The organism is Micromonospora sp. NPDC047134 (genome assembly GCF_040643455.1).
Lineage (GTDB): Bacteria > Actinomycetota > Actinomycetes > Mycobacteriales > Micromonosporaceae > Micromonospora.
Genome location: NZ_JBEYUI010000001.1, coordinates 502,424 through 524,691, shown reverse-complemented (window position 1 = coordinate 524,691; position 22,268 = coordinate 502,424). Strand labels below are relative to the sequence as shown.

Here is a 22,268-nt window from a genome sequence, read left to right as displayed (position 1 = left end):
GGTCAGGACAGTGCGCTGGAGAGTACGGGGCGTACGGGTGTGGTGTCCTGGTCGACGCGCCAGGTGGTGTCCTGGTCGCGCCAGTCGTCGCCGATGGTGGAGACCTCGGGCATGACCTCGCGGGAGAACAGGGTGAGGTGGTCGCGTACCTCGTTGCTGGTCATGTCGCCGGCGTGGTTCATCAGGATGAGGTGTCCGGCGCCGGTCTCTTTGTAGAGTCGGCGGATTTGTGCGGTGACCTGGTCGGGGGTGCCGACGAGGAGGATGCCGGCGTCGATGAGGTCTTCGTAGCTCATTCGGCGGACGGCGCCGAGGCGGCCGCGCAGTGCGGCGACTGCGGCGGCGGGTGGGAAGTAGCCGGGTGGGCTGGCGGCGCCTTGGCGGAGTTTGCCGGGCTTGAGGTAGTACATGAGTTTGCGGCCGATCTCGCGGGCCTTGGCTTCGGTGGGGGCCACGTGGCACAGGGCCATGTAGGCGAAGCGGTCCGGGCCGGGTTCGGGTTGGCCGTCGGCGACGGCGGTGCGGCGGTAGAGCCGGAATGAGGTTGCGGTGTCCTCGTAGGTGCCGAGCAGGTTGCACAGGGTGTAGCCGTGTCGGGCGGTCCATTCGACCAGGCGGGTGGAGGTGCCGCTGATCCAGATCGGCGGGTGGGGTTGCTGGTAGGGGCGGGGCCAGACGCTGACGTAGCGGTAGTGGTAGTGGCGGCCTTCCCAGGAGAAGACGTCGCCGTGGGTCCACGCCTTTTTGATGAGGTCGTGGGCTTCGATGAACATGTCCAGGTTGTGGACGGGGTTCTGGTTGGAGGGGAAGGTTTCGCCTTGGACGCCGCGGACGAAGCCGCAGTCGATGCGTCCGCCGCTGACGGAGTCTAGGTAGGCGATCTCCTCGGCGACGCGGATGGGGCTTTCCCGGTGCGGTAGTGGGGTGCCCAGGACGAGGACGCGGCCGCGTCGGGTGCGGTGCAGTACGGAGGCGGCGCTGAGGGTGGCGGACACCTGGAGGGTGGAGGCGGACTGGTGGTGTTCGTTGACCATGAGGTCGAAGCCGAGTTCGTCGGCGAGTTCGTACTCGTCGAGGTAGCGCTGGTAGAGCTGGTGGCCGAGTTTGGGGTCGTAGTACTGGTTGGGCATGAAGTACTTGAGTCCCCGGTTGGCCTCTTCCGCCTCGGGTGAGACGAAGGGGTAGGGCATCTCGGTGAAGTGGTAGAGCCTCACGGGGTCTCTCCGTTCAGGAAGGACCGGACGATCCGGTGGAACTCGTCGGGACGTTCCAGGTACGGGTAGTGGCCGGCGTCGGGGATTTCGACGAAGTGGGCTGCGGGCAGCAGGTCGGCCAGGGCGGCGCTGTGGCGGGGTGGTACGAGTCGGTTGTGGCTGCCGGCGAGGACCAGGGTGGGCATGGTGGCCAGGTGCAGCCAGCGGCGTAGGCGTGGGTCGTGCAGGAAGGGTTTCCAGGCGTAGCGGGACAGGGCGGCCCGGTCGGTGAAGGCTCGTTCGTATTCGCTGTCGGTCAGGCCGGTGGGGAATCCGGGCATCCGCAGGTCGTGGCAGGCGGCGGGGTCGGCCCAGCCGAGTTCGACGATTTCGGTGGGGTCGAGCAGGAGGATGTCGGCGAAGTCGGGTTCGGTGGGGCCGGAGAGTTTGACGCCGTACGGGGAGACGAGCAGCAGTGAGGTGAAGCGGTGGGGTGCGCGTACCGCCATCTCCAGGGCGATCCAGCCGCCGAAGCCGGCGCCGGCCAGGTGTACGGGGCCGGGTGGCAGGTTGGCGAGGGTGTCGGTGAGGTGGTGTTGGGCCAGGTCGGCGACGCTGTCCCAGTCTTCGGCGGTGGTGTCCAGGGGGGTGCCGAAGCCGGGGTGGCGGGGTACGACGACGGTGTGGTCGTCGGCGAGTCGGCTGAGGGCGCCGACGGGGCCGGGGAGTACGTCGGCGTCGTGGAGGAACAGCAGGGTGCTCATGGTGTGCTCCCCTGGTCGAAGAAGGTCAGCAGCAGGTCGGCGACGGCTTCGGGTTGGTCGAGGTTGGGTGCGTGGCGGGCGTCCATGCGGTGGACGTGGATCTGGGGTGCCAGGTTTTCGAAGTGGTGGCCCCAGTCGGGTTCGAGCAGGTCGTCGCGGGTGGCTTCGACGACGAGTACGGGGACGGGGCTGTCGCGCAGTGGGGTGGGCCAGTCGTCGCGGTTTTCCGGCTTGGGGAGGTTGGGGTGGCGCAGCCGGGGGGCCAGGCAGGAGGTGACGTGGCCGGGTTTGCGGGTGTTGGCGTAGCGCAGGGCGACGGTGTCCTCGAAGCCGGGGTGGTCGTCGGTCATGAGGCCGACCAGGCGGCGCATGTCGTCTTCGGTGCCGTCGAAGTTGCCGAGTTCGGTGAGGCCTTTGGTGGAGCGCCAGGGGCCGCCGGTGCCGCAGATGCTGACCCCGGACAGGGCGGGTAGTTCGGGGTTGGGGGTGGCCAGGGCGCGTAGCAGCAGGGAGCCGCCGAAGGACTGGCCGGCGAAGTGTGCGGCGTCGACGTTCAGGGCTTTGCAGAAGGCGGCGAGGTGGGCGGTGCGGAAGGAGTACGGCGAGCGGTCTAGGTAGATGACTTTGTCGGTGTCGCCGTAGCCGAGCAGGTCGGGTGCGAGGACCCGGTAGTGCTGGGCTAGCAGGGGCATGACCTCAGACCAGCTGCCGATGGCGTCGCCGCCGAAGGCGCCGTCGTGGATGAGGACGACGGTGCCTCGTGGTTGTCCGGGTGGGGTGGCTTCCCAGTAGCGGGTGGTGAATCCGCCGGCGTTGATGGTGTGTGGGCGTGGTGGGGTCATGGTGCGGTCTCCGGGTGCGGTCAGTGGGGGGTGGGTTGGAAGGTGCCGTAGCGGCCGTCGAGGTAGAGCAGGGGTGGGGCGTCGGTCTGGGCGCGGGCGTGCAGGACCTCGCCGCAGAGGATCAGGTGGTCTCCGCCGGGGTGGATGGTGGTGGTGCGGCATTCGAGTACGGCGGTGGTGCCGGTGGCGAGGGTGGGCACTGTGGTGTGTCCGGCGACCACGGCGGCGGCGAGTTCGTCGAGGTGGCGGCCGCGGGTGGCGAAGGCCTGTGCCCAGGCGGCGCGGTCGGCGGCGAGGTAGTTGATGCTGAACCGGCCGGCTTGTTCGGCCAGGGGTGCCAGGCCGGTTTTCCGGTCGATGGCGACCATGGCCATGGGGGGTGTGCCGGACAGTGAGGTGGCGGAGGTGCAGGTGAGGCCGGTGATTCCGGCGGGGCCGCCGGGGACGAGGATGATCGCCACCGGTGCGGGTACCTGCCGGAAGGCGGCCCGGAAGCGGGCGGTTTCGACGAGGCGGTCGGGGCCGGTGTGGTGGGTCATCGGGGCGCTCCGGTCTGGTTGAGCCAGAGGTGGTGTACGTCGGCTCGGTGGGTGAGGTGTTGGGCTGTCGGTCGGCCGCCGATGACCACTGCGGAGGCGACCCAGTCGGCGGTGGCGCCGGTGGTGGCGTGGACGGTGACCTGGGTGATGTCGGAGGTGGCGGGGCGTCCGGTGCGGGGGTCGATCAGGTGGTGGGCGTCGGTGCCCCAGCGGCGTTTGCCGGTGCCGCTGGTGGCGACGCCGCCGTCGCGCACGTGCAGGGTTTCGCCGTGGGGTAGTTCGACGGGCCAGCCGTCGCCGTCGGGGCCGGGTCCGCGGCAGGCCACGTCTCCCCCGATGCTGGCTGCTGAGTTGGGGCCTAGCCAGGTGACGATGTCGTCGGCCCAGGCGCCTTTGGCGAGGGCGCCGATGTCGAGGCTGTGGCCGGGGGCCAGGCGGGCGGTGTGGCCGCGGAGTTCCAGGATGTCGGCCAGGGGCGGCACGGCCGCGACCGGGTCGGCCACCGCAGAGGTGGCGGGGGTGCCGGTGGCCCAGGATCGGCGGTAGCCGGCGGCGAGCAGTTGCGGCAGTACGGCGATGTTGACCAGGCCGGTGCTGGCGGTGGCGACGGTGAGGGCGTGCCGCAGCATGGCGTGCAGTTGGTCGGAGATGGGGTGCCAGTGCCCGGCGGCGGCGTTGAGTCCGCTGAGTTCGCTGTCGGGGCGGAAGCGGGAGAAGCGGCGGTCCAGGGCGTGGAGGCGTCGTTGGACCTCGGTGAACGGGGTGACCGGTGGTCCGTAGCTGGCCAGGGTCACCGTGCAGGTGAACATCTGGCTGGTGTGCTGTTGCACGGTGGGTCGCTGTCGGGCGGGTGCGAGGTTCATGCCGTCTCCCTTCACCACCAGGTTTAACATGCTAAACATGATGATGTTTTAGCGGCAAGGGTCTGACCGTACCCGGTTCACCCGCCCGACAGGCCGACTGGCCTGGGCTTTCAGTCGCCCGTGACGGCCCGGCCGAGCACTTCCCGGGCGCTGCGGGCGACCGCGGCGTCGATCATCCGCCCGTCGGCGGAGACCGCCACCCCGCAGCCGTCGCGTTCCGCGGCGGTCAGCCGGTCGACGATGTCCCGGGCCGCGGCGACCTCCTCGGGCGTCGGTGAGAACACCCGGTTGACCACGGGCACCTGGGCGGGATGGATAGCGGTGCGACTGCGGTAGCCCTGCCGCAGCAGCAGCCGGCTGGTGGCCTCCAGCCGCTCCAGGTCCCGCAGGGCGGTCTCCGTCGGGCCCACCGGCGGGGCGATCCGGGCCGCCGCGCAGGCCAGCACGACCCGGGAACGCAGCGGCCACAGTTCCATCTTGTCCGGGCCGGGTTGCAGACACAGCTCGGCGGCCAGGTCGGCCTCGCCGAGGCCGAGGCGCACCACCCGGGGGGCGGCGGCCACGGCCTCGGCGCGCAGGACCCCTTCTGCCGTCTCCAGCAGGGCGAACACCGCCAGGTGACCGGCCGGCAGGTCGTGCTGCCGTTCGGCCTCGCCGAGCAGCCGGTGCACCTCGATCACCGACTCGACGTCGGCCTTCGGTACGACCACACCGGTCAGGTGCGGCCCGGCCACCGCGGCGATGTCGGCGGCCGGGGTGTCGGCGTTGATGCGTACCCACCACTGGGGGCCCTGGGCCGGGTCGGTGAGGTACCCGCCCAGGGCCTTGCGGGCCTCGGCCTTGTGCGTCGCCGCGACCGCGTCTTCGAGGTCGAGGATGCAGGCGTCGGCCCCCCGGGCCGCGGCCCGGGCCAGCTTGTCCGGCTGGTCCGCCGGCACGTACAGGTAGCTGCGGGCGGCGGCCGGGGTGGGTCCCAGGGCGGTCACGGCCGGGTCGGCCGGGCCAGGTAGCGGCCGCGGGGCTGGCCGACCACATTGCCGGCGCGCAGGATCTGCTCACCGCGCAGGAAGGTGTCGGTGACCTTGGCGGTCAGCTCCATGCCCTCGAACGGGGTGTACTCCTGGGTCGACAGCGAGTCCTGCGCCCGCACCGTCCAGGTGTGGTTCGCATCGACGAGGCAGAAGTCGGCGTCCAGCCCTTCGGCGATGGCGCCCTTGGTGGCCAGGCCGAACCGGCGGGCGGGAGCCCACGAGGTCAGCTCGGCGACCCGACCGTAGGACAGGCCCCGCTTGACGCCTTCGCTGATCAGGCCGGGCAGCAGGTACTCCGCGCCACCGAAGCCGGACTTGGCGACGAAGATGTCGTCCTTCGGCTCACCGAACTTGACCTCGGCCTTGCAGCAGGCGTGGTCGCTGACCACCCAGTCGATGGTGCCGTCGAGCAGGTGACCCCACAGGGCCTCGACGTCCTCGCGGGGACGAAGCGGCGGGTTGACCTTGCCGCCGAGGCCGTAGGCGGTGTCGATGTCGGCCAGCAGGTGACCGACGGTGACCTCGCGGCGGAAGTCGACGTGCGGGAAGGCCTTGGCCATCCGCAGCGCCGCGTCGACCGCCTTGGCCGAGGTCAGGTGCAGCAGGTTGATGGTGGGCAGGCCGGTCTCGTGGGCCAGGTAGGCGGCGATGGTGACCGCCAGGCCCTCGGAGTGCGGGGGCCGGGAGGCGCTGTAGGCGGCCAGTCCCTTGAGGCTGCCGTCCTCCTCGACCAGCCGGGTGTACGCCCGCATGATCTCCGCGGTCTCGCAGTGCAGGGACAGGGAGATCTCGTCGGCCAGCTCGGGGAACTGCTCCCGGGCGGCCTGCACCCCGCGCATCACGAACTCGAAGTGGGCGTAGTCGTACCGGGCGTCCGGCGGGATCATCAGGAAGGAACTCTGGTCGGCCGAGCGGCCGTGCAGCCCGTGACCACCGTAGAACATGAAGATCTTGAACGAGGTGACGCCGTGGTCGCGGATCAGCTCGGGGATCTCGTCGATGTGTTCGGTGGTCATCGGGGCCACGTGGAAGGCGAAGTCGACATACGACTTCTGGTCGGTGGCGCGGTGCACCTCGGGGAAGAACTCGCGGTACGGTCCGCCGCGGTTGAGGTAGTACTGCCCGGTACGGATGTAGTTGATCGCGGAGGTGACACCGCCCTGCGCGCAGGCGCGGCTCTCGGTGGCGGCGTCCTCGGCGAGGGGGTGGTAGATGCCCCAGTGCTGGTGGGCGTCGACGACCCCCGGGAAGGCGAGCTTGCCGCCGGCGTCGACGACGCTCTTCGCGCCGGTGGTGTCGAGCTGCGGCGCGAGGGCGGCGATCCGGCCGTCGCGGACACCGATGTCCAGCGCCGCCGGCTCGGGCTGGTCGTGCCGCACCACTCTGACGTTTGTCACTACGAGATCGAAGGGTTCCACGATGTGCTCCTGAGGTTGGCGGGCAGCGGGGCCGTTGTCAGTCGGCGTCGGGACGCAGGCGGGTCAGGGGACGCAGCAGGTCGCTGACGTCGTTGACCTCGTTGAGGCCGAGCACGGTGGAGACCACCTGGTCGGCGGTTTCCGGGGAGAGCCGTCCGGCGACGTTGTCCCGGAACTTCATGGCCAGTTCGGCGTCGGACAGCGGTCGCTGCGGGCCGCCGCGGTTGGCCAGCACCTCCTCGCGCCAGGTGCGGCCGTCGTCGGTGCGTACGGTGACGATGGCCGGGAACTGGTACGGGAAGATCTTGTCGCACTCGTCGTCGGGGACCACCTCGACGAGGGCCATCAGGGCCCGGCGCTGCGGGTCACGGGCCAGCTCGTCGGTGAAGTCGCCCAGGCCGAGACCGAGTCCACCGCCGCCGAGCAGTCCGGCGACGACGGTGTACGGGCCGCTGAACTGTGCCTGGTAGCCGGTCTCGGGGGTCCGCTTGGTGGCGATCGGTTCCCCGATGGTGCGGATCACCGCAGCGGGTACCCGCAGTTCGATGGCGGTGATCCGGTCCAGCGGCACACCCTGGGCCCGCAGGGCCAGGCCGGCGTCGATGCCCGCGTGGGTGAAGTGGTTGGCCGGGTACGGCTTGAAGAAGATGTCCGGCACCGACCAGCGTTCGCCGAGTCCGTCGGTGATCTGGTCGTAGTCGGCTTCCCCGCGCAGGAAGGCGGTGTAGAAACCGAACCGGCCCTCCAGCACGGTGGGTGGCCCGGTGAAGCCGCGGCGGACCAAGTCGGCGGCGGTGACGGCGCTGTGCGCGGCCCAGCCGCAGTGCAGCCGCTTGACCGTGCCGCCGGTGCGGTTGGCCTCGATCAGCCCGGCGGCCATCGAGGCGGTCACCCCGAGCACGTCGGTGAGCTGGTCTGAGTCGAGTCCGAGCAGCATGCCGGCGGCGACCGCACCACCCATCGCACCGCAGATGGAGGTCGCGTGCTGGCCGTGTTCGAAGAACACCGAGTTGTTCAGGACCGGGTCGAAACCGGCCATGCCCAGCCGTACGGTGACCTCGATGCCGACCGCGACCGCCTTGGTCAGGGCGGCGCCGTCGGCGCCGGCGGCCTGGGCGGCGGCCAGGGCGGCCGGGACCACGGCGGCGCTGGGGTGCAGCACCGAGGGCAGGTGGGTGTCGTCGTAGTCCAGGGAGTGGGCCAGCACCCCGTTACCGAAGGCGGCCTGGGCGGCGGGGACCCGGTCGGGCAACCCGACGACATGGGCCTGGGCGCGTCCACCCAGGTCGGCGACGTAGTCCAGGGCGGCGTGGCTGGTGGGCAGCCGGTGCGCGGCCACGCACAGCCCGAGGATGTCGAGGATCCGCTGGCGCACGCTGGCGGCGAGCCGGTCGGGCAGCTCGGTGGCGCGGGTGGCGGCGGCGAAGGCGGCGAGTTGCCGGGCCAGGGTCTGCTCAGTCATTGGCGATCACCGCCAGGGGGCGCACCGGGGAGCCGGTGGCGCCGAAGATGGCCAGCGGCGAGAGCATGAACAGGAACTCGTGGACGCCGTCGGCGGCCAGTTCCTCCAGCGCCATCGTCTCGATGATGTAGACGCCGCGTTCGACCAGCAGCACCCGGTGGGCGGGCAGGACGCTGTGTCCGGCGCCCGGTCGCAGGCACTCGAAGGCGATGGTGTCGGCGCCGGCGGCGTGGATCCCGGCGTCGGCCAGCCAGGTGGCGCCGGCCTCGCCGACCCCGGGCACCCCGCTGGAGTGGCCGACGTAGCGGGTGCGGTCCTCGTGGTCGAACAACCGTCCCCAGCCGCTGCGGATCAGCACCACGTCACCGGGGCGGATCGGGGTGCCCTGCCGTTGCGCCGTGGCCGCCAGGTCCTCGGGGGTGATCTCGTAGCCGGCCGGGCAGCCCTCGGGCTGACCCAGGGCGGCCGGGACGTCGAGCAGGACACCGCGGCGAACCATCGGGGCGATGGTGTGCGCGCCCAGCTCGGCGAAGCGTCCGCCGCGGCCGGCGACGGCGGCGTCGGAGCCGTCGACCAGCCGGCCGTCCTGGGAGACGTGGGCGAAGGCGTCGATGTGGGTGCCGACGTGGGTGCCCATGGTGATGATGTCGTTGGCGGCGGAACCGCCGTCGGCGCGCACGTTGTCGCCGTGACGACGGGGCAGGGCGTGCCAGAACGGCGGGTGGTTCGGCGACTGTGGCATGCCGATGGTCAGCCGGCGACCCAGGTCGTAGGTCCGCACTCCGGCGTCGACGGCGGCCAGCAGGGCCCGCGTCGCGCCGGTGGCGCCGGTGAGGGTGGTGCTCGAAGTGGTCACGGCAATCCTTACCTTGTGGGGCGGCCGTCAGGCCACGATCTGCCGGGCGCGCAGCTCGGCGATGGCCTCGGGGGTGCAGCCGAGTTCGTTGACGAGGAGGTCGTCGGTGTCGGCGCCGAGCGGGCGGCCGGTGAAGCGGATCCGGCCGGGGTTCTCCGACATCCGCCACATGACGTTGTGCATCAGGACCTCACCGAGGTCGGAGTCGGGGACCTTGACCAGCATCTCGGCGGCCTGGACGTGTTCGTCGGTGACGATGTCGCGGGCGTTGTAGACGGGGGCGACGGCAGCGCCGGCCTCTTCGAAGGCGCGCATGACCTCGTCGCGGGTCCGTTCGGCGATCCAGCCGCCCACGTACTCGTCGAGCAGGTCGGCGCGGGCGGCCCGCTCACGTCCGGAGGCGAACCAGGGTTCGTCGATGACCTCGGGGTGCCCGACGAGCCGCAGTACCCGTTCGGCGATGGTCTGGGCGCTGGTGGACACCGCCACCCAGTCGCCGTCCTTGGTGCGGTAGGTGTTGCGGGGGGAGTTGTTGGTGGACCGGTTGCCGTGCCGGTGGCCGATGACGCCGAGCTGGTCGTAGACGGTGGGGCCGGGTCCGACCGCCGTCATGATCGGCTCCAGGAGGCTCAGGTCGACGATCTGACCCTTGCCGCCGTTGCGGGTGCGGGCCCACAGCGCCACCATGGTGGCCGAGGAGGCGGCGATGCCGCAGATGCTGTCGGCCAGGCCGAACGCCGGCAGGGTCGGCGGGCCGTCGGCGTCGCCGGTCAGGTGGGCGAAGCCGCTCATCGCCTCGGCGAGGGTGCCGAAGCCGGGCCGGTGCGCGTAGGGGCCCTGCTGGCCGAAGCCGGAGATGCGGACGATGACCAGGCCGGGGTTGAGCTCCCAGAGCTGTTCCGGGCTGATCCCCCACCGTTCCAGGGTGCCGGGGCGGAAGTTCTCCACCAGCACGTCGGCGGTGGTGGCCAGGCGGCGCAGCAGCTCGGCGCCCTCCGGAGTGGACAGCTTCAGGCCGATCGTCCGCTTGTTGCGGGAGATCTCCTTCCACCACAGCGGTACGCCGTCCTTGGCGTGGCCGTGGCCGCGCATGCTGTCGCCGGCGACGGGGTGTTCGACTTTGATGACGTCGGCACCGAAGTCACCGAGGATCTGGCAGCACAGCGGGCCGGCCAGGATCGTCGAGGCGTCGATGACGCGGAGTCCGGTCAGCGGTCCGTCGTGCACTGGGCCTCCCCTATCCATTTCGTTCGGTTCAAGCGAACGGTGTTTCGCTCAGCAGAATAGTCCGTGATCAGGTACGGGGTCAACGCAAACAAGCCCCTCACCTCGGCGGATGCCTGGTCAGCCGGGGCCGCAGCACCACCGCGGCCGCGATCGCCGCCACGGCGGCGACGAACGCCCCGGTACGGGCCGAGAAGGTGTCCCCCAGCCAGCCGTGCAGCATCGCCGCCCCCGGCCGGATGCCGAGGAAGCACATCGACCACAGGGCCATCACCCGACCGCGTACCTCGTCGGCCAGGCCGTGCTGCATGGTGGCGTTGACATCGCTGACGGCCAGCAGATAGCCGGCTCCGCCGAGGGCGATGCCGGCCGTGGCCATCACCGGGCCGGGACTGACCGCCAGCAGCACCATCCCGGCGCCCAGGGCGAACACCCCCACGGCCCCGGTGCGGCCACTGCCCATCGTGCGGCGCAGCCGCCCGACCCAGCCGGCGATCAACGCCGAACCGATGCCGAAGAAGGTGATGAAGACACCGACCAGCAGCTCCCCGCCACCGAACCCCTCGGCGAACAGGGGCGACAGGGTGTTGATCGGCTCCATCGCCAACCCGATCAGGGCCACCGCCACCAGGCAGCGCAGCAGTTCGGGACGGCCCCGCACATAGGTCAGACCGCCCAGGACCCCCAACCGCCCCCGCGGACGGGCGCCCGCGGCGGGCCGGGGCAGCCGTACGCGACTCAACGCCGCGGCGAACACCAGGAAACTGGCGGCGTTGACGGCGAACGCCGTACCGGCCCCGGCCAGCGCGTAGGTGGCCGCTCCGGCCACCGGACCGATGGCCCGGGACAGGTTGAAGGTCAACGAGTGCAGGGCGATGGCCTGGGGTACGTCGGCACGACCGACGATGTTGGGTACCAGCGCCTGCGCGGCCGGGCCGGTGACCGCCTGCCCCACCCCGGACAGTCCGACGAAGGTCAGCAGCAGCCACGGGTTCAGGGCGTCCAGGAAGGCCAGCAACGCCAGTACCGCGGCGGCGCCACCACCCAGGGTCTGCCCTACGATGATCAGCACCCGCCGGTCGGCGCGGTCGGCCACCGCCCCGATCACCGGGGCGAGGACCAGCTGCATGGCGAACTGCAGGGCGGTCACCAGACCCACCATGAACGCCGAGCGGGTCATCGCGAAGATGGTCAGGATCGCCGCGACGTTCTGGAACCAGGTACCGGTGTTGGACGCCAGTGACCCGAAGAAGTACGGACCGAAGCGGCGGTCCCGCAGCAACGCGAGACCGCCACGTCCCTCATCTTCGGCTGGCCTGTCGGCCGGCGGATCGGCCGGGCGATCAGCCTGCCGCACCCGCGCCTCCCATGCCGTACCCCTGGGGGATGCCGCTGGCCAGGGAGGTCCACACGGACTTCGGGCGCAGGTAGAGCCGGGCCGCCTCGGTGCCGTTCTCCCGGCCGTAGCCGGACAGGCCGATGCCACCGAAGGGCACCAGGTCCGACAGCACCCGGTAGGTGTTGATCCACACCGTGCCGGCGCGGACCTGCCCGGCGAACCGGTGGGCCCGGGCGATGTCGGCGGTCCACACCCCGGCGGCCAGACCGAACTGGGTGTCGTCGGCCAACCGCAGGGCCTCGGCGTCGTCGCGGAACGACGACACCGCCAGCACCGGCCCGAAGACCTCCTCGCGCAGCACCCGGGCACCCTCGTCGAGCCGGTCGAAGACCGTCGGCGGTACGAAGAAGCCGTTGCGCAGCCGCTCATCCTCCGGCAGGGCGGCCTGGGCCACCATCCGGCCGGCCGAACGGGTCTCGGCGATGAAGGCGGCCGTCTTGTCCCGCTGCGCCGCGGTGATCTGCGGACCCAGGTCGGTCTGGGCGTCGAAGGGGTCACCCACCCGCAGGGTCCGCACCCGGGCGGCCACCCGGTCGAGGACCTCGTCGTAGATGGACTCGTGCAGCACCAGCCGGGAACCGGCGATGCACATCTGACCGCAGGAGGCGAATACCCCCAGCACCACGGCCTCGACCGCCCGGTCCAGGTCGGCGTCGGGGAAGATGACCTGCGGCGACTTGCCGCCCAACTCCAACGCGATCGGGGTCAGGTTGTCCGCCGCCGCGCGGGCGATCGCCTTGCCGGTGTCGTGGTGCCCGGTGAACACGATCAGGTCCACGTCCGGATGCGACACCAGGGCCGCGCCGGTCTCCCGGCCGCCCGGCAGCACCTGCGCCAGCCCTTCCGGGATGCCCGCCTCGACCAGCAGATCACCCAGCGCCAGGGCGGTCAGGGGGGTCTCCTCGGCCGGCTTGAGCAGGCAGGCGTTGCCGAAGGCCAACGCCGGGGCGATCTTCTTGGCGGCGAAGAAGAACGGCACGTTCCACGGGATGACCCCGGCGACCACGCCGTGCGGCTCCGGCACCGTGTAGGTGTGGTACTCCGGTCCGACCGGGATGGTCTCACCGCGTACCTGCTCCGCCCAGCCGGCGTAGTAGCGGAAGCTGCCGGCCGCCCGGCGCACCTCGCGCCGGGTGTCGCTGAGGATCTTGCCGGTGTTGCGGGTCTCGGTCGCGGCCAGGTCGTCGATCTGGGCCTCGATGAGGTCGGCGATGCGGTGCAGCACCCGGGCCCGGTCACTGCCGGTACGCCGGGCCCAGGCGGGCTGAGCGGCGCGGGCCGCCCGGACGGCGGCGTCCACCTGCGCCGGGGAGGTGGGAGCGACGCTGGCCAGGACCTGGGCGTCGATGGGCGAGACGACTTCAGCCATCGGTGTTTCCTTCCTCGGCCGGGGTACGCGCCCGGCGTCGCGGGTCCATCGACCCGGTGAGATGTTCGGGCACCCAGACGTCCAGCACGGCCGGCACCCGGTCCCGCTGCACGGCGGTACGGGCCCGGTCCAGGGCGGCGGCCAGGTCGGCCGCGGCGACCACCCGTTCCCCGTAGCAACCCTGGGATCGGGCGTGCGCCGCGAAGTCCGGCGAGGGGGTGAGGTGACCGCCCCGCACGGTGGGCTCGTTGACCGCCAGGCCGTCCGGGTAGTGGGCGGCCAGGGTGGTGGTGCCGGTGCGGTACCCGCCGTTGTTGACCACCACGGTGACCACCGGGGCGTCGCACTGCTGCTGCAGCCACAGGCAGGAGTCCGGGGAACCGAACAGGTACGAACCGTCCCCGGTGACCGCCACCGCGTGGGCGCCACCGGCGGCGATGCTGGCGCCGGTCGCCGCCGCCACCGCCCAGCCGAGGCTGGACCCGCCCTTCTCGAACAGGGTGCCCGGTCGGGTGCGGCGGATCCTGGTGGTGTCGAACACCTCCCAGGTCAGCAGGTCGTCCGGGCTCAGGTGCCGGTCCAGGGCCGCGGCGATCAGGGCCGGGGTGGGTACCCCGGTGGCGGGTGCCGGATCGTCGGTGCGGCGACCGGCCGGGGCGGCGTCCCGGCGCCGGCGTACGGCGTCGGCGTCACCCGGTCCGGCCGAGCCCACCTCGGCCAGCACCGCGGCCAGGAAGGCCGCCGGATCGGCCGTGGTACGGGCGTCGGCGCGCAGTTCGTAGAGCGGTACCCGGCTCTCGATCGGGTCGGGGCCCACCCAGCCGATCCAGGCGTCGTCGCGCGGCTTCTCCAGCGCGGGCATCCACGGCACCGGGTGGTCCAGCACGATGATGACGTCGAACTGGTCCAGCGGATCGGCGCAGTGCCACCGGCTGTCGTCCGGCAGGTTCATCCGGTACCGGGAGGCGCGGACCTGCACACCGAGGGTGTCGGCCAGTTCGGCCAGCAGGGCCACGGCCTGCGGGTTCACCCCCACCCGGTCGGTGACGATGACCGGCCGCCGGGCGGTCGTCAGGCGGCGGGCCACCTCGCTGACCACCCCGGGGTCACCCGGTCCGAGGACCGGGATGCCGAGCATCTGGGCGCTGGGAACGGGTCGGTCACCGGCCTGCGGGTACCGGCCCACCTCCTCCGGCATCGCCAGGTAGACGGGGCCGCGCCGGGGTGCCAGCGCGACCTGCAGGCCGCGCGCCACCACCAGGCCGGCGTCGTCCAGGGGGGACAGCTTGTAGTCCCACTTGACGTACTGCCGAACGATCGAGCCCTGGTCCCAGCGTTGCTGCTTCCAGAACACCGGTGAGGTGCGGGACTCCGCCCGGGTGGGCGGATAACCCGACATGATCATGATGGGGTGGTCACCCCACATCGCGTTGTGGATGGCGCCGCCGTGGTGCAGCAGCCCCAGGTCGGCGTGGGCCACGGTCATGGCCGGTCGGCCGGAGACCATGGTCTCGCCCATCGCGGCGGTCAGCGCTACATGCTCGTGCGGGCAGGTGATGAGCTCCGGGGTCGGCTCCCCCTGGTGGCGGGCCTGGGCGTTGGCCTCCTGGAAGGAGGTCAACTCGGAGCCGCTGTTGAACCACAGCCGCTGAACACCGCTGGCCGAAGCCGCCGCCAGCACCGCGGCTGCGGCGCTGGCGGCGGCCGGGCCGCCGGTCACAGGTTCCTCGCGCGATCGAGGTAGTCCTTGTAGATCAGCTTCTCGATGGGAGCTGCGGACTTGACCAGACCGGCCTTGATCAGGCTCTCCTGGCCGGACAGCCAGGTCTGCTCGTTCATCTGCAGGGCCTTGTCCGGGCCGGCGGCCAGCCAGCTCTCCACCAGCAGGGGCAGCTCGGCGCGGGCCTGCTCCGGGTTGGCCTCCGGGTTGTACTTACGTAGGTCGGCGATGACCTGGTCCCAGTTCTCCTCCTTGCTGGCGTACTCGATGGCCTTGAGTACCCCGGCGAGGAACTTCACCGGCATGTCGCTGTCCGACTCGATCATCTTCAGGCTGGTGTTGTACGAGTCCGACGGCATCGGGGCGAACTCGTCGGTGCTGAAGAAGGCGACCTCGCCGATGTCCTTCTGGATGGTGGCCCGGTCGGTGTTGACGCAGACCCAGGCGTCGATCTCGCCCTTGCGGGCCAGCTCGTACGCGGCCGTGCCGACACCGGTGACCGGACGCTTCACCGTCTTGGGGTCCACCCCGGCGTTGATCAGCATGACGTCGAGCAGGTTCTCGGTGGCGCCACCGGTGGAGACGATGCCGCAGGTGCGTCCGGCCAGCTGGGCCGGGTTGCGGATCGCCTTGTCCGGCATGGAGACGACCTCGAACTGCGACTTCTGCCGCAGGCTGGCGATGCTGACCAGCGGCGCCTGCTCGTTGGCCACCGCGATGACCGCGTTGATGCCGTTGGCCCGGGTCAGGTCGGCCGAGCCACCGAGCACCGCCTGGATGGCGGTGGCGGTGCCCTGGCCACCCTTGATCTCCAGGTCCAGGCCGTACTCGGCGAAGTAGCCGCGCTCCTTGGCGACCATGGTCTCCACGTAGCTCAGCGTCAGGCTGGACGCGGCCATGTACGTGCCGGAGAGGCTGCCGTCGGCGTTGACCTTGGGGCCGTCGTCGCCGCAACCGCTGAGCAGCAGGGTCATGCCACCGGCGCTGGGCAGCAACAGCCCTGCGGTGGCGCCGGCGCGGAGGAACGAGCGCCGCGAGACCGGCGCGCCGATGGAACGGTCATTTTTCACGAGAAGCTCCCAGTGCCGAGGGGGGTAATGGATGGGGGGTGAGGGATATGAGGCAAGGAGAGGTCCGCCCGCGCCGCGACGCGGCGCCGACCAGGGATACGGATGGGCGGTTGGTACGAGAGGTGCGGCCGGTCAGGGGGTGCGACGCGGCTGCACGGACTCGTGCCAGGGGATCAGCAGCCGGCGGGCGCCGGTGACGATGCTGTAGAGGGTGAAGCCGAACAGAGCCATGATCAGGATGGCGCCGAACAGCTTGTCCACCTGGAGGCCGTTCTGCAGGTTGACCGCGTACCGGCCGAGGCCCTTGTCGCCGCCGAGGTATTCACCGACGATCGCGCCGATCGTGGCCTGCACGACCGCCAGCTCCATGCCGGCCAGGATGAAGGGCATGGTGTACGGCAGGTCCGCACGCCAGAACCGCTCCCAGCGCGAGGCCTTCAGGGTGGTCATCAGGTCGTGCATGGAGCCGGGCACCGACCGGATGCCGAACGAGGTGTTGATCAGCAGCGGGAAGAAGGCCAGCAGGGCGGCCATGACCACCTTGGACGACGGACCGAAGCCGAGCCACAGGATGAACAGCGGCACCAGCGCGACCTTCGGCACCACCTGGGTGGCGACGATGAAGGGTCGGGTGATCCGGTCGAACAGGGGGGACTTGCCGATCATCAGGCCGAGGCCGACACCCAGCACGATCGCCAGGGTCAGGCCCATCATGACCTCGTAGAAGGTCGTCCAGACGTGGGTCTTCCAGACGAAGGGGTCGGTGATCTGCTCGATGAAGGAGGAGAACACCGCCTCCGGCGGCGGGAGCACGAACCGGGACAGGTCCGTGAGCTCGACGTAGACCTTCCAGGCCAGCAGGAACAGCGCGATCAGCAGCGGGCTGGTGTAGAAGGACAGCCAGCGGTTGTTGCGCAGTCGCTGCGACCAGGTCGGGGGTGGGGGCCGCAGGAGGTCTGCGGAAGCCGATTTCGGCGCCGACTGGCGCTGATCAGTAGTGGTCACGTGGACACCTCAAGTACGGGTCAGGCCGAGATGGCGGGGCGGGCTTCGCTGTCCTGCACCTCGCCGATCTGACGGCGCAGCTCGGCGGTCAGGTGGCGGAACTCGGCGGACTCGGTCATGTCGACGGTGCGCGGCCGGGGCAGCGTCACCTCGGTGATGGAGTGGATGTGGCCGGGCTTGGTCCCCAGCATCACGATGCGGTCGGCCAGGAACACCGCCTCGGAGACGGAGTGGGTGACGAAGACGACCGTCTTGCGGTTCTCCAGCCAGATGCGCTGCAACTCCACGTTCATCATGTCGCGGGTCTGCGCGTCCAGGGCGCCGAAGGGTTCGTCCATGAGCAGCACCTGGGGGTCGTGCGCCAGGGCACGGGCGATGGAGACCCGTTGCCGCATACCGCCCGACAGTTGGTGGGGGTACTTGTGCTCCGCCTCGGGCAGCCCGACGAGGGTCAGCATCTCGCGGACCTTCGCCGCGCGCTCCTGCCGACCCATGCCGGCCATCTCCAGCGGCAGGGCGACGTTCGCGGCCGTGGTGCGCCACGGCATCAGGGTCGCCTCCTGGAAGACGAACCCCAGCGGCCGGTCGGCGCGCTCAGGCTGGTCACCGTGGTCGAGGCTGACTCGTCCCACGGTGGGGCTCTCCAACTGACCGATGATTCGCAGCAAGGTGGTCTTGCCGCAGCCGGAGGGACCGAGCAGCACAACGAATTCGCCGTCGGCGATGTCGAGCGAGACCTCACTCAGAGCGAGCATCGACTGCCCGCCGGCGCCGGCGAAGACCTTGCTGACGCCCTCCACTTTGATTGCACTCATGGAATCCCCTGTCGCCCACCGGGCCCGCAATTATCGCGAGATTGTTCGCTTGTGCAGTACGCCGTTCTGTTGGTGCGAACGTAAGCTATGTTCGGCGGCAAGGTCAATGGTCCGGGAGGCCGGACTGAGTCCGATTGGTTCCCCATAAATCCCCCGAATCGGGAGCAACCCCCATGAACTACCCCGCGCAAAGTACTGCGGTGCTGGTCATCGACATGCAGAACGACTTCTGCTCCCCCGCCGGAGCGATGGCGGCACTCGGTGCCGACGTCAGCGTCAACGCCGATCTGGCCCGCCGTCTGCCGAGCTTCCTGGACCCGGCACGGGCCGCCGGTTGCCTGATCGTGTGGGTCCGGCAGGCCGCCCACGAGCAGCTCGTCTCACCGGCCCGCAGGGCCCGAGCCGTGGCGATGGGACGCAGCCCGCTCAGCGTCTGCGCCGCCGGTTCCTGGGGCGCGGAGCTGGCCGAGGGGCTGCGGCCGGAGCCGGGTGACTGCCACCTGGAGAAGACGCGCTACAGCGCCTTCGTCGGGACTCCCCTGCACAACCTGCTGCGGGCGCACGGACGCGAGCACGTGGTCGTGGTCGGCACGGCGGCCAACGTGTGCGTGGACTCCACCATCAGGGAGGCGTACATGGCCGATCTGGCCACCACGATGCCGACCGACCTGGTCGGCTGGACCCGCGCGGACCTCGCCGAGGCGGCGATCCGCAACCTGGGGTTCTACTTCTGCGAGACCACGACCTCGGCCGAGCTGCTGTCGGCCTGGTCCGCGGCGGACCGGGTCGGCTGACGCCGGACCGCCCGCCGACGCTCCCCCTGCTCCGCCGCAGCCGGAGCAGGGATGGCGGCGGCGGGCTGATAGCCCAGCTCCGCGCTGACCTGGCGGGCGGCGTCGGCCACCAGGTCGCCGTACTCGGTCAGCAGACGTGGTGAGAAGCGGTCCTGGGGGCCGCACAGCGACAGGGAACCGTAGACCTCACCCGAGGCCAGGTGGATCGCCGCGGCCACACTGGCGGCGCCGGCCTGTCGCTCACCCCGGCTGACCGCGTAACCCTGCTGCCGGATCTGCCGCAGGTCAGCCCAGAGCTGCTCCACGGAGGTGATGGTGGCGGCGGTCAGCGAGACCAGCTCATGGCCGGCCAGATACTCGGCCACCTCGGCATCGGGCAACGCCGCCAGGATCGCCTTGGACGACGACCCGGCGAGCAGCGAATGTCGGGAACCCAGGGTCACCGACATCCGGATCTCGTGCGGTGAGAGCACCTGATCGGTGTAGACCCGCATCCAGCCCTGCCGCATCGACAGGGTGGCGGTCTCCCCGGTGGCCTCGGACAACCGTCGCATGTGACGGTTCGTGACGGCCTGCACGTCGATGGCGCGCAACGCCGCCAGACCGACCGCCAGGGCACCCGGTCCCAGCCGATATCGCCGGGTGCCCTCGTCGAAGGTGACGAACTGGTTGGCGGTCAATTCCTTGAGAATGCGGTGCGCCACCGCCTTGGGGAGATTCAACTCCCGGGCGACAGTGGACACCCCGATCATCTCCGGGCTGCTCTCGGCGAGCAGATCGATCACGGCCAGCGCACGACCGAGGCCACTTGTCGTGTAGCGGTGACCGTCCGCTGGTTCCATCACCGGCACCGCTGCTCTCCCATTCGGCCGCGAATCGTCGTACACCTTGCCGCACGCCGGCGCACGGTCCGATCGGAAATCCGCGCTAGCCGACGCTCAGTGTTGGATGCCGAGCATACTGACACGACGCAGATACTCTTTGGCGTCCTCGGGGTTTTCCGCCAACGCCCGCAGGCGAACCAGCCGTTCGCGGCGCCCGGACAACTCCACCCCGTCGGCCGAGGTGCGGTTCTCCGTCGTGGTCGGCTGCACGAACTGCTCGGCGATGGACCGACGGCGCTGCGCGTACGCCGCGGTGGCCGCGTCCTGGTCGGGCTCGGCCAGCGCGGCGGCGACCGCCACCGCGTCGTGGATGCCGGAGTTCAGCCCCATGCCCCCGGTGGTGCTGCTCAGGTGCGCGGCGTCGCCGGCCAGCAGCACCCGTCCGATGCGGAAGGAGGCGGCCAACCGCTGGTGGCTGCGGTACATCTGGTGCTGGCTCAGCGGCAGCTCCGACGCGTCCGGCCGGTCACCGAGCAGCAGCGCCACGGCGGCCAGGAAGTCCGGGTGGGTGCCCGAGGGCGGCTCGTCGTCGACCCCGGTGCCGGTCGACAGCGCCGCCCGCCAGATGTCCGGGGTCCGGATCAGCGAGAAACGGCCCCGCGGGCCGGACCAGTAGCCGACCGCGCCGAGGTCCGGCACCGCGTCCTCGAACCGGAACGGGGTGGCCACGACCAGGCTCATCGTCGGGTACGTGAAGCCGGGGAAGGGCACCTCCAGCAGCTTGCGGGCGATGCTGTGCGCGCCGTCCGCGGCGACCACCCAGCGGCAGGTCACCTCGCTGCGGGTGCCGTCGACCGCGACCTCAAGGGTGACCTGGTCGTCGTCCTGGCTGAGCCCGACGACCTCGTGGCCGAACCGGATGTCCACGTTCGGAGCCTCGACCACCGCCTGACGCAGCAGCCGGACCAGCTTGTACTGCTCGTACTGAAGCCGGAAGGGGTAGCGGGTCTCGCCCTCCAGCAGCTCGTAGGAGAAGCGGGCGGTCTCCGGCAGCTCAAGGTCGCGGTAGTCCAGCCGGTGCACCCGAACCGCCTCCTTGAGCATCGGGGCGGCCAGATCCAACTCGTCGAGCAGTTCGGTCGTCGGCGGGTGAACGGTCGAACCCCGCCACTCCGACTGCACCTCGTCGGGTCCCTTTTCCAGCACGATCACCGGGATGTCGCGTTGGGCCAGGGCCAGGGCGGTAACCATACCCACTGGTCCGCCGCCGAGGACGACGACCGGTGCTTGCACGGGGTGGCTAGAGAGCGCCACGTTCACTCCTTCCCGCCGGCGATGTCGCCGACGAATCCGGTCATCTAGGACTGGGCCACGACGGCGGCCAGATGCCGCAACGCCGGGCTCGGCGACTCGCCCGCCAGGTGGGTCAACCCGGCCGTCTCCAACAGTTGCCAGGCGCCGGCCAGGTTCGAGGACAGAACCGGCACCGGCGCGGTCGGCAGGACCTCGTCGAGCGCGTCCAGGCTGGGCGCGCCCGTACCGGTCAACAACACCGCGTGGCCGGGCGGGAACCCACCCTCGGGCGCCTGCAACGCCTGCAGGACGGTGTCGCGCACGGTGGTCGAGGTCAGGTCGTAGATGGCACCCGTGCCGGGCACCGGCACCGGGGTGCCGACCGTGCGGCCGGTGCCCCGCCAGAACGCCGCGGCCTGTTCGGTGAGCCAGGCCGGGTACGGCGAGACCAGGGTCAGGGTGCGTACGCCGAGGCGGTCGAGCAGGTGCCGGACCGCGCTGGCGGCCCCGAACACCGGGCTGCCGAGTCGGGCGGTCGCCGCGTCGTCGGTCTGCCGGGTCTCGGTGCGCCCCGGACGGTAGTAGCAGCCGGTGCAGGCGTTGTAGGTGGCCGCGACCGCCATGCCCGCCAGGGTGGCGGCGGTGTCCGGCAGCAGTTCGGCGTACCGGTCCAGCCGCTGCTCCAGCGGACCCTCCACCACCGGTAGCCGGGCCACGTGGTAGCGGATCTCCAGCGGCAACAGACGGCGGAGCTCGGGCTCCACCGTCGGGTTGGCCGGTGGAACGATGATGCCCAGAGCTTTTTCGACCACAGCACCCACCAAATCGTTCGACTGAGCCGTACGCCGTTCTACGTACAGGAACGATAGGGGCTGTGATGGGATCGGGTCAACCCATTCGTGATCGCTTCCGGAGCGCGCGCATACCCCGTTTCACCAGGCATGACACCTTCCTCAGGCGCGCCTGCGGGACCGACTCGGGCGCTCCGGGGTCACAGACCCCCACCAACGCGCAACACGGCGCCGGTGGTGTAGGAGGCCTCCGGGCCGAGCAGCCAGGCGACCGCGGCGGCGACCTCCTCGGGTTCACCGGGTCGGCCCAGCGGGATGCGGCCGGCGGCACGCTCGGGCCGGTCGGGTTGACCGGACAGGGCGTGGATGTCGGTGCGGATGATGCCGGGAGCCACCGCGTTGACCCGGATGCCCCGGGGAGCCAGCTCCTTGGCCAGCCCGATGGTCAGGGCGTCCGTGGCGGCCTTGACGGCGGCATAGTGGACGTACTCGCCGGGGCTGCCCAGGGTGGCCGCGACCGAGGAGATGTTGACGATGGACCCGCCCTCGCTCATCCGGCGGGCGGCCTGCTGGGCACAGAGGACGTAACCGACGAGGTTGACGTCGACGACCTCGCGCAGATCGGCCAGGCGCAGGTCGACGAAGGAGCCGATCGGGCTGGTGACGCCGGCGTTGTTGACCAGACCGGTGATCGGGCCCAGCTCGGCGGCGGCCTCGAACAGGGCGGCCACCTGGTCGGGGTCACGGGTGTCGGCGCACACCGCGGTGACCCGTACCCCGGTGGCGCGCAGGTCGCTGGCGACGGCCTCGGCGGTGGCCTTGTCGCGGCGGTAGCCGAGGGCCAGATGGTGACCGGCGGCGGCCAGCCGACGGGCGGTGGCCGCGCCGATGCCCCGGCTGCCGCCGGTGATGACGGTGACCGCTGTCATCGACTCCCCCTGTCCCGAGGCGGTGGTGGCGACGTTACCGTGACGGTCGATGCGGTGGCAGCGTGCT

Annotated in this window: 21 protein-coding genes; 1 reads left to right on the top strand and 20 read right to left on the bottom strand. The window is 70.9% G+C overall.

Translation table 11 applies throughout. The features are described from left to right. Positions 1–2: 2 nt before the first annotated feature. The 16 genes from ABZ795_RS02260 to ABZ795_RS02185 all read right to left on the bottom strand — a co-directional run bounded on the left by ABZ795_RS02260 (position 3) and on the right by ABZ795_RS02185 (position 17,570). On the bottom strand, positions 3–1,214 hold the full coding sequence (locus ABZ795_RS02260) for an LLM class flavin-dependent oxidoreductase (protein WP_357528134.1): 1,212 nt from the start codon (positions 1,212–1,214) through the stop codon (positions 3–5). Beyond that, positions 1,211–1,957 carry an alpha/beta hydrolase gene (locus ABZ795_RS02255; RefSeq protein ID WP_357528132.1) on the bottom strand — a complete coding sequence of 249 codons (747 nt, stop codon included), beginning with the start codon at positions 1,955–1,957 and terminating at the stop codon, positions 1,211–1,213. Before ABZ795_RS02255 ends, ABZ795_RS02260 begins: the two co-directional genes overlap by 4 nt. Further along, entirely contained in the window at positions 1,954–2,799 is an 846-nt protein-coding gene (locus ABZ795_RS02250) for an alpha/beta fold hydrolase (protein WP_357528131.1), read from the bottom strand. Before ABZ795_RS02250 ends, ABZ795_RS02255 begins: the two co-directional genes overlap by 4 nt. A gap of 20 nt (positions 2,800–2,819) precedes the next feature. Further along, complete coding sequence (locus ABZ795_RS02245) at positions 2,820–3,338, bottom strand: flavin reductase family protein (RefSeq protein WP_357528129.1); 519 nt, start codon at positions 3,336–3,338, stop codon at positions 2,820–2,822. After that, a complete protein-coding gene (locus ABZ795_RS02240; protein WP_357528128.1) occupies positions 3,335–4,201 on the bottom strand; it encodes an FAD:protein FMN transferase in 867 nt (288 codons plus the stop codon). Before ABZ795_RS02240 ends, ABZ795_RS02245 begins: the two co-directional genes overlap by 4 nt. Before the next feature lie 110 nt (positions 4,202–4,311). Then, the gene (locus tag ABZ795_RS02235) at positions 4,312–5,187 is read right to left on the bottom strand and encodes a CoA ester lyase (protein ID WP_357528127.1); all 876 of its coding nucleotides are present in this window, start codon (positions 5,185–5,187) and stop codon (positions 4,312–4,314) included. After that, the gene (locus ABZ795_RS02230; protein ID WP_357528125.1) at positions 5,184–6,629 is read right to left on the bottom strand and encodes a dihydroorotase family protein; all 1,446 of its coding nucleotides are present in this window, start codon (positions 6,627–6,629) and stop codon (positions 5,184–5,186) included. The genes ABZ795_RS02235 and ABZ795_RS02230 overlap by 4 nt, the downstream gene beginning before the upstream one ends. Before the next feature lie 58 nt (positions 6,630–6,687). After that, positions 6,688–8,112 carry an MmgE/PrpD family protein gene (locus ABZ795_RS02225; protein ID WP_327025924.1) on the bottom strand — a complete coding sequence of 475 codons (1,425 nt, stop codon included), beginning with the start codon at positions 8,110–8,112 and terminating at the stop codon, positions 6,688–6,690. Next, complete coding sequence (locus ABZ795_RS02220) at positions 8,105–8,968, bottom strand: cyclase family protein (protein WP_327025925.1); 864 nt, start codon at positions 8,966–8,968, stop codon at positions 8,105–8,107. The genes ABZ795_RS02225 and ABZ795_RS02220 overlap by 8 nt, the downstream gene beginning before the upstream one ends. A gap of 27 nt (positions 8,969–8,995) precedes the next feature. Continuing rightward, complete coding sequence (locus ABZ795_RS02215; protein WP_327025926.1) at positions 8,996–10,195, bottom strand: CoA transferase; 1,200 nt, start codon at positions 10,193–10,195, stop codon at positions 8,996–8,998. A 97-nt stretch (positions 10,196–10,292) separates the two neighbouring features. Continuing rightward, a complete protein-coding gene (locus ABZ795_RS02210) occupies positions 10,293–11,549 on the bottom strand; it encodes an MFS transporter (RefSeq protein WP_357528123.1) in 1,257 nt (418 codons plus the stop codon). Beyond that, on the bottom strand, positions 11,536–12,960 hold the full coding sequence (locus tag ABZ795_RS02205) for an aldehyde dehydrogenase family protein (protein ID WP_357528122.1): 1,425 nt from the start codon (positions 12,958–12,960) through the stop codon (positions 11,536–11,538). Before ABZ795_RS02205 ends, ABZ795_RS02210 begins: the two co-directional genes overlap by 14 nt. After that, positions 12,953–14,680 (bottom strand): thiamine pyrophosphate-dependent enzyme, encoded by a 1,728-nt coding sequence (locus ABZ795_RS02200; protein ID WP_357528120.1) that lies wholly within the window; start codon positions 14,678–14,680, stop codon positions 12,953–12,955. The genes ABZ795_RS02205 and ABZ795_RS02200 overlap by 8 nt, the downstream gene beginning before the upstream one ends. After that, the gene (locus ABZ795_RS02195) at positions 14,677–15,750 is read right to left on the bottom strand and encodes an ABC transporter substrate-binding protein (RefSeq protein WP_357528119.1); all 1,074 of its coding nucleotides are present in this window, start codon (positions 15,748–15,750) and stop codon (positions 14,677–14,679) included. The genes ABZ795_RS02200 and ABZ795_RS02195 overlap by 4 nt, the downstream gene beginning before the upstream one ends. Before the next feature lie 132 nt (positions 15,751–15,882). Further along, positions 15,883–16,755 carry an ABC transporter permease gene (locus ABZ795_RS02190; protein WP_357528117.1) on the bottom strand — a complete coding sequence of 291 codons (873 nt, stop codon included), beginning with the start codon at positions 16,753–16,755 and terminating at the stop codon, positions 15,883–15,885. Positions 16,756–16,775: 20 nt separating this feature from the next. Further along, a complete protein-coding gene (locus ABZ795_RS02185; protein WP_327025932.1) occupies positions 16,776–17,570 on the bottom strand; it encodes an ABC transporter ATP-binding protein in 795 nt (264 codons plus the stop codon). Between the two features lie 173 nt (positions 17,571–17,743). On the opposite strand from ABZ795_RS02185, the gene ABZ795_RS02180 reads away from it, so the two are divergent. Next, entirely contained in the window at positions 17,744–18,364 is a 621-nt protein-coding gene (locus ABZ795_RS02180) for an isochorismatase family cysteine hydrolase (protein WP_327025933.1), read from the top strand. Here ABZ795_RS02180 and ABZ795_RS02175 read toward each other — a convergent pair. From ABZ795_RS02175 to ABZ795_RS02160, 4 genes are all read right to left on the bottom strand, one after another. Beyond that, the gene (locus tag ABZ795_RS02175) at positions 18,295–19,206 is read right to left on the bottom strand and encodes an IclR family transcriptional regulator (protein ID WP_327025934.1); all 912 of its coding nucleotides are present in this window, start codon (positions 19,204–19,206) and stop codon (positions 18,295–18,297) included. The genes ABZ795_RS02180 and ABZ795_RS02175 overlap by 70 nt on opposite strands. Before the next feature lie 96 nt (positions 19,207–19,302). Continuing rightward, entirely contained in the window at positions 19,303–20,502 is a 1,200-nt protein-coding gene (locus ABZ795_RS02170) for an NAD(P)/FAD-dependent oxidoreductase (RefSeq protein ID WP_357528115.1), read from the bottom strand. Positions 20,503–20,546: 44 nt separating this feature from the next. Further along, positions 20,547–21,293, bottom strand: coding sequence for a hypothetical protein (locus ABZ795_RS02165; RefSeq protein ID WP_357528113.1), 747 nt, complete (start codon positions 21,291–21,293; stop codon positions 20,547–20,549). Positions 21,294–21,472: 179 nt separating this feature from the next. Beyond that, entirely contained in the window at positions 21,473–22,201 is a 729-nt protein-coding gene (locus ABZ795_RS02160; protein ID WP_357528111.1) for an SDR family oxidoreductase, read from the bottom strand. Between the last annotated feature and the right edge of the window lie 67 nt (positions 22,202–22,268).

Bases quoted from the DNA above. Each gene is read 5' to 3' on its own strand.
- ABZ795_RS02225 (WP_327025924.1), bottom strand. From the start codon at position 8,112: ATGACTGAGCAGACCCTGGCCCGGCAACTCGCCGCCTTCGCCGCCGCC.
- ABZ795_RS02250 (WP_357528131.1), bottom strand. From the start codon at position 2,799: ATGACCCCACCACGCCCACACACCATCAACGCCGGCGGATTCACCACC.
- ABZ795_RS02180 (WP_327025933.1), top strand. From the start codon at position 17,744: ATGAACTACCCCGCGCAAAGTACTGCGGTGCTGGTCATCGACATGCAG.
- ABZ795_RS02240 (WP_357528128.1), bottom strand. From the start codon at position 4,201: ATGAACCTCGCACCCGCCCGACAGCGACCCACCGTGCAACAGCACACC.
- ABZ795_RS02255 (WP_357528132.1), bottom strand. From the start codon at position 1,957: ATGAGCACCCTGCTGTTCCTCCACGACGCCGACGTACTCCCCGGCCCC.
- ABZ795_RS02185 (WP_327025932.1), bottom strand. From the start codon at position 17,570: ATGAGTGCAATCAAAGTGGAGGGCGTCAGCAAGGTCTTCGCCGGCGCC.
- ABZ795_RS02160 (WP_357528111.1), bottom strand. From the start codon at position 22,201: ATGACAGCGGTCACCGTCATCACCGGCGGCAGCCGGGGCATCGGCGCG.
- ABZ795_RS02205 (WP_357528122.1), bottom strand. From the start codon at position 12,960: ATGGCTGAAGTCGTCTCGCCCATCGACGCCCAGGTCCTGGCCAGCGTC.
- ABZ795_RS02245 (WP_357528129.1), bottom strand. From the start codon at position 3,338: ATGACCCACCACACCGGCCCCGACCGCCTCGTCGAAACCGCCCGCTTC.
- ABZ795_RS02175 (WP_327025934.1), bottom strand. From the start codon at position 19,206: ATGGAACCAGCGGACGGTCACCGCTACACGACAAGTGGCCTCGGTCGT.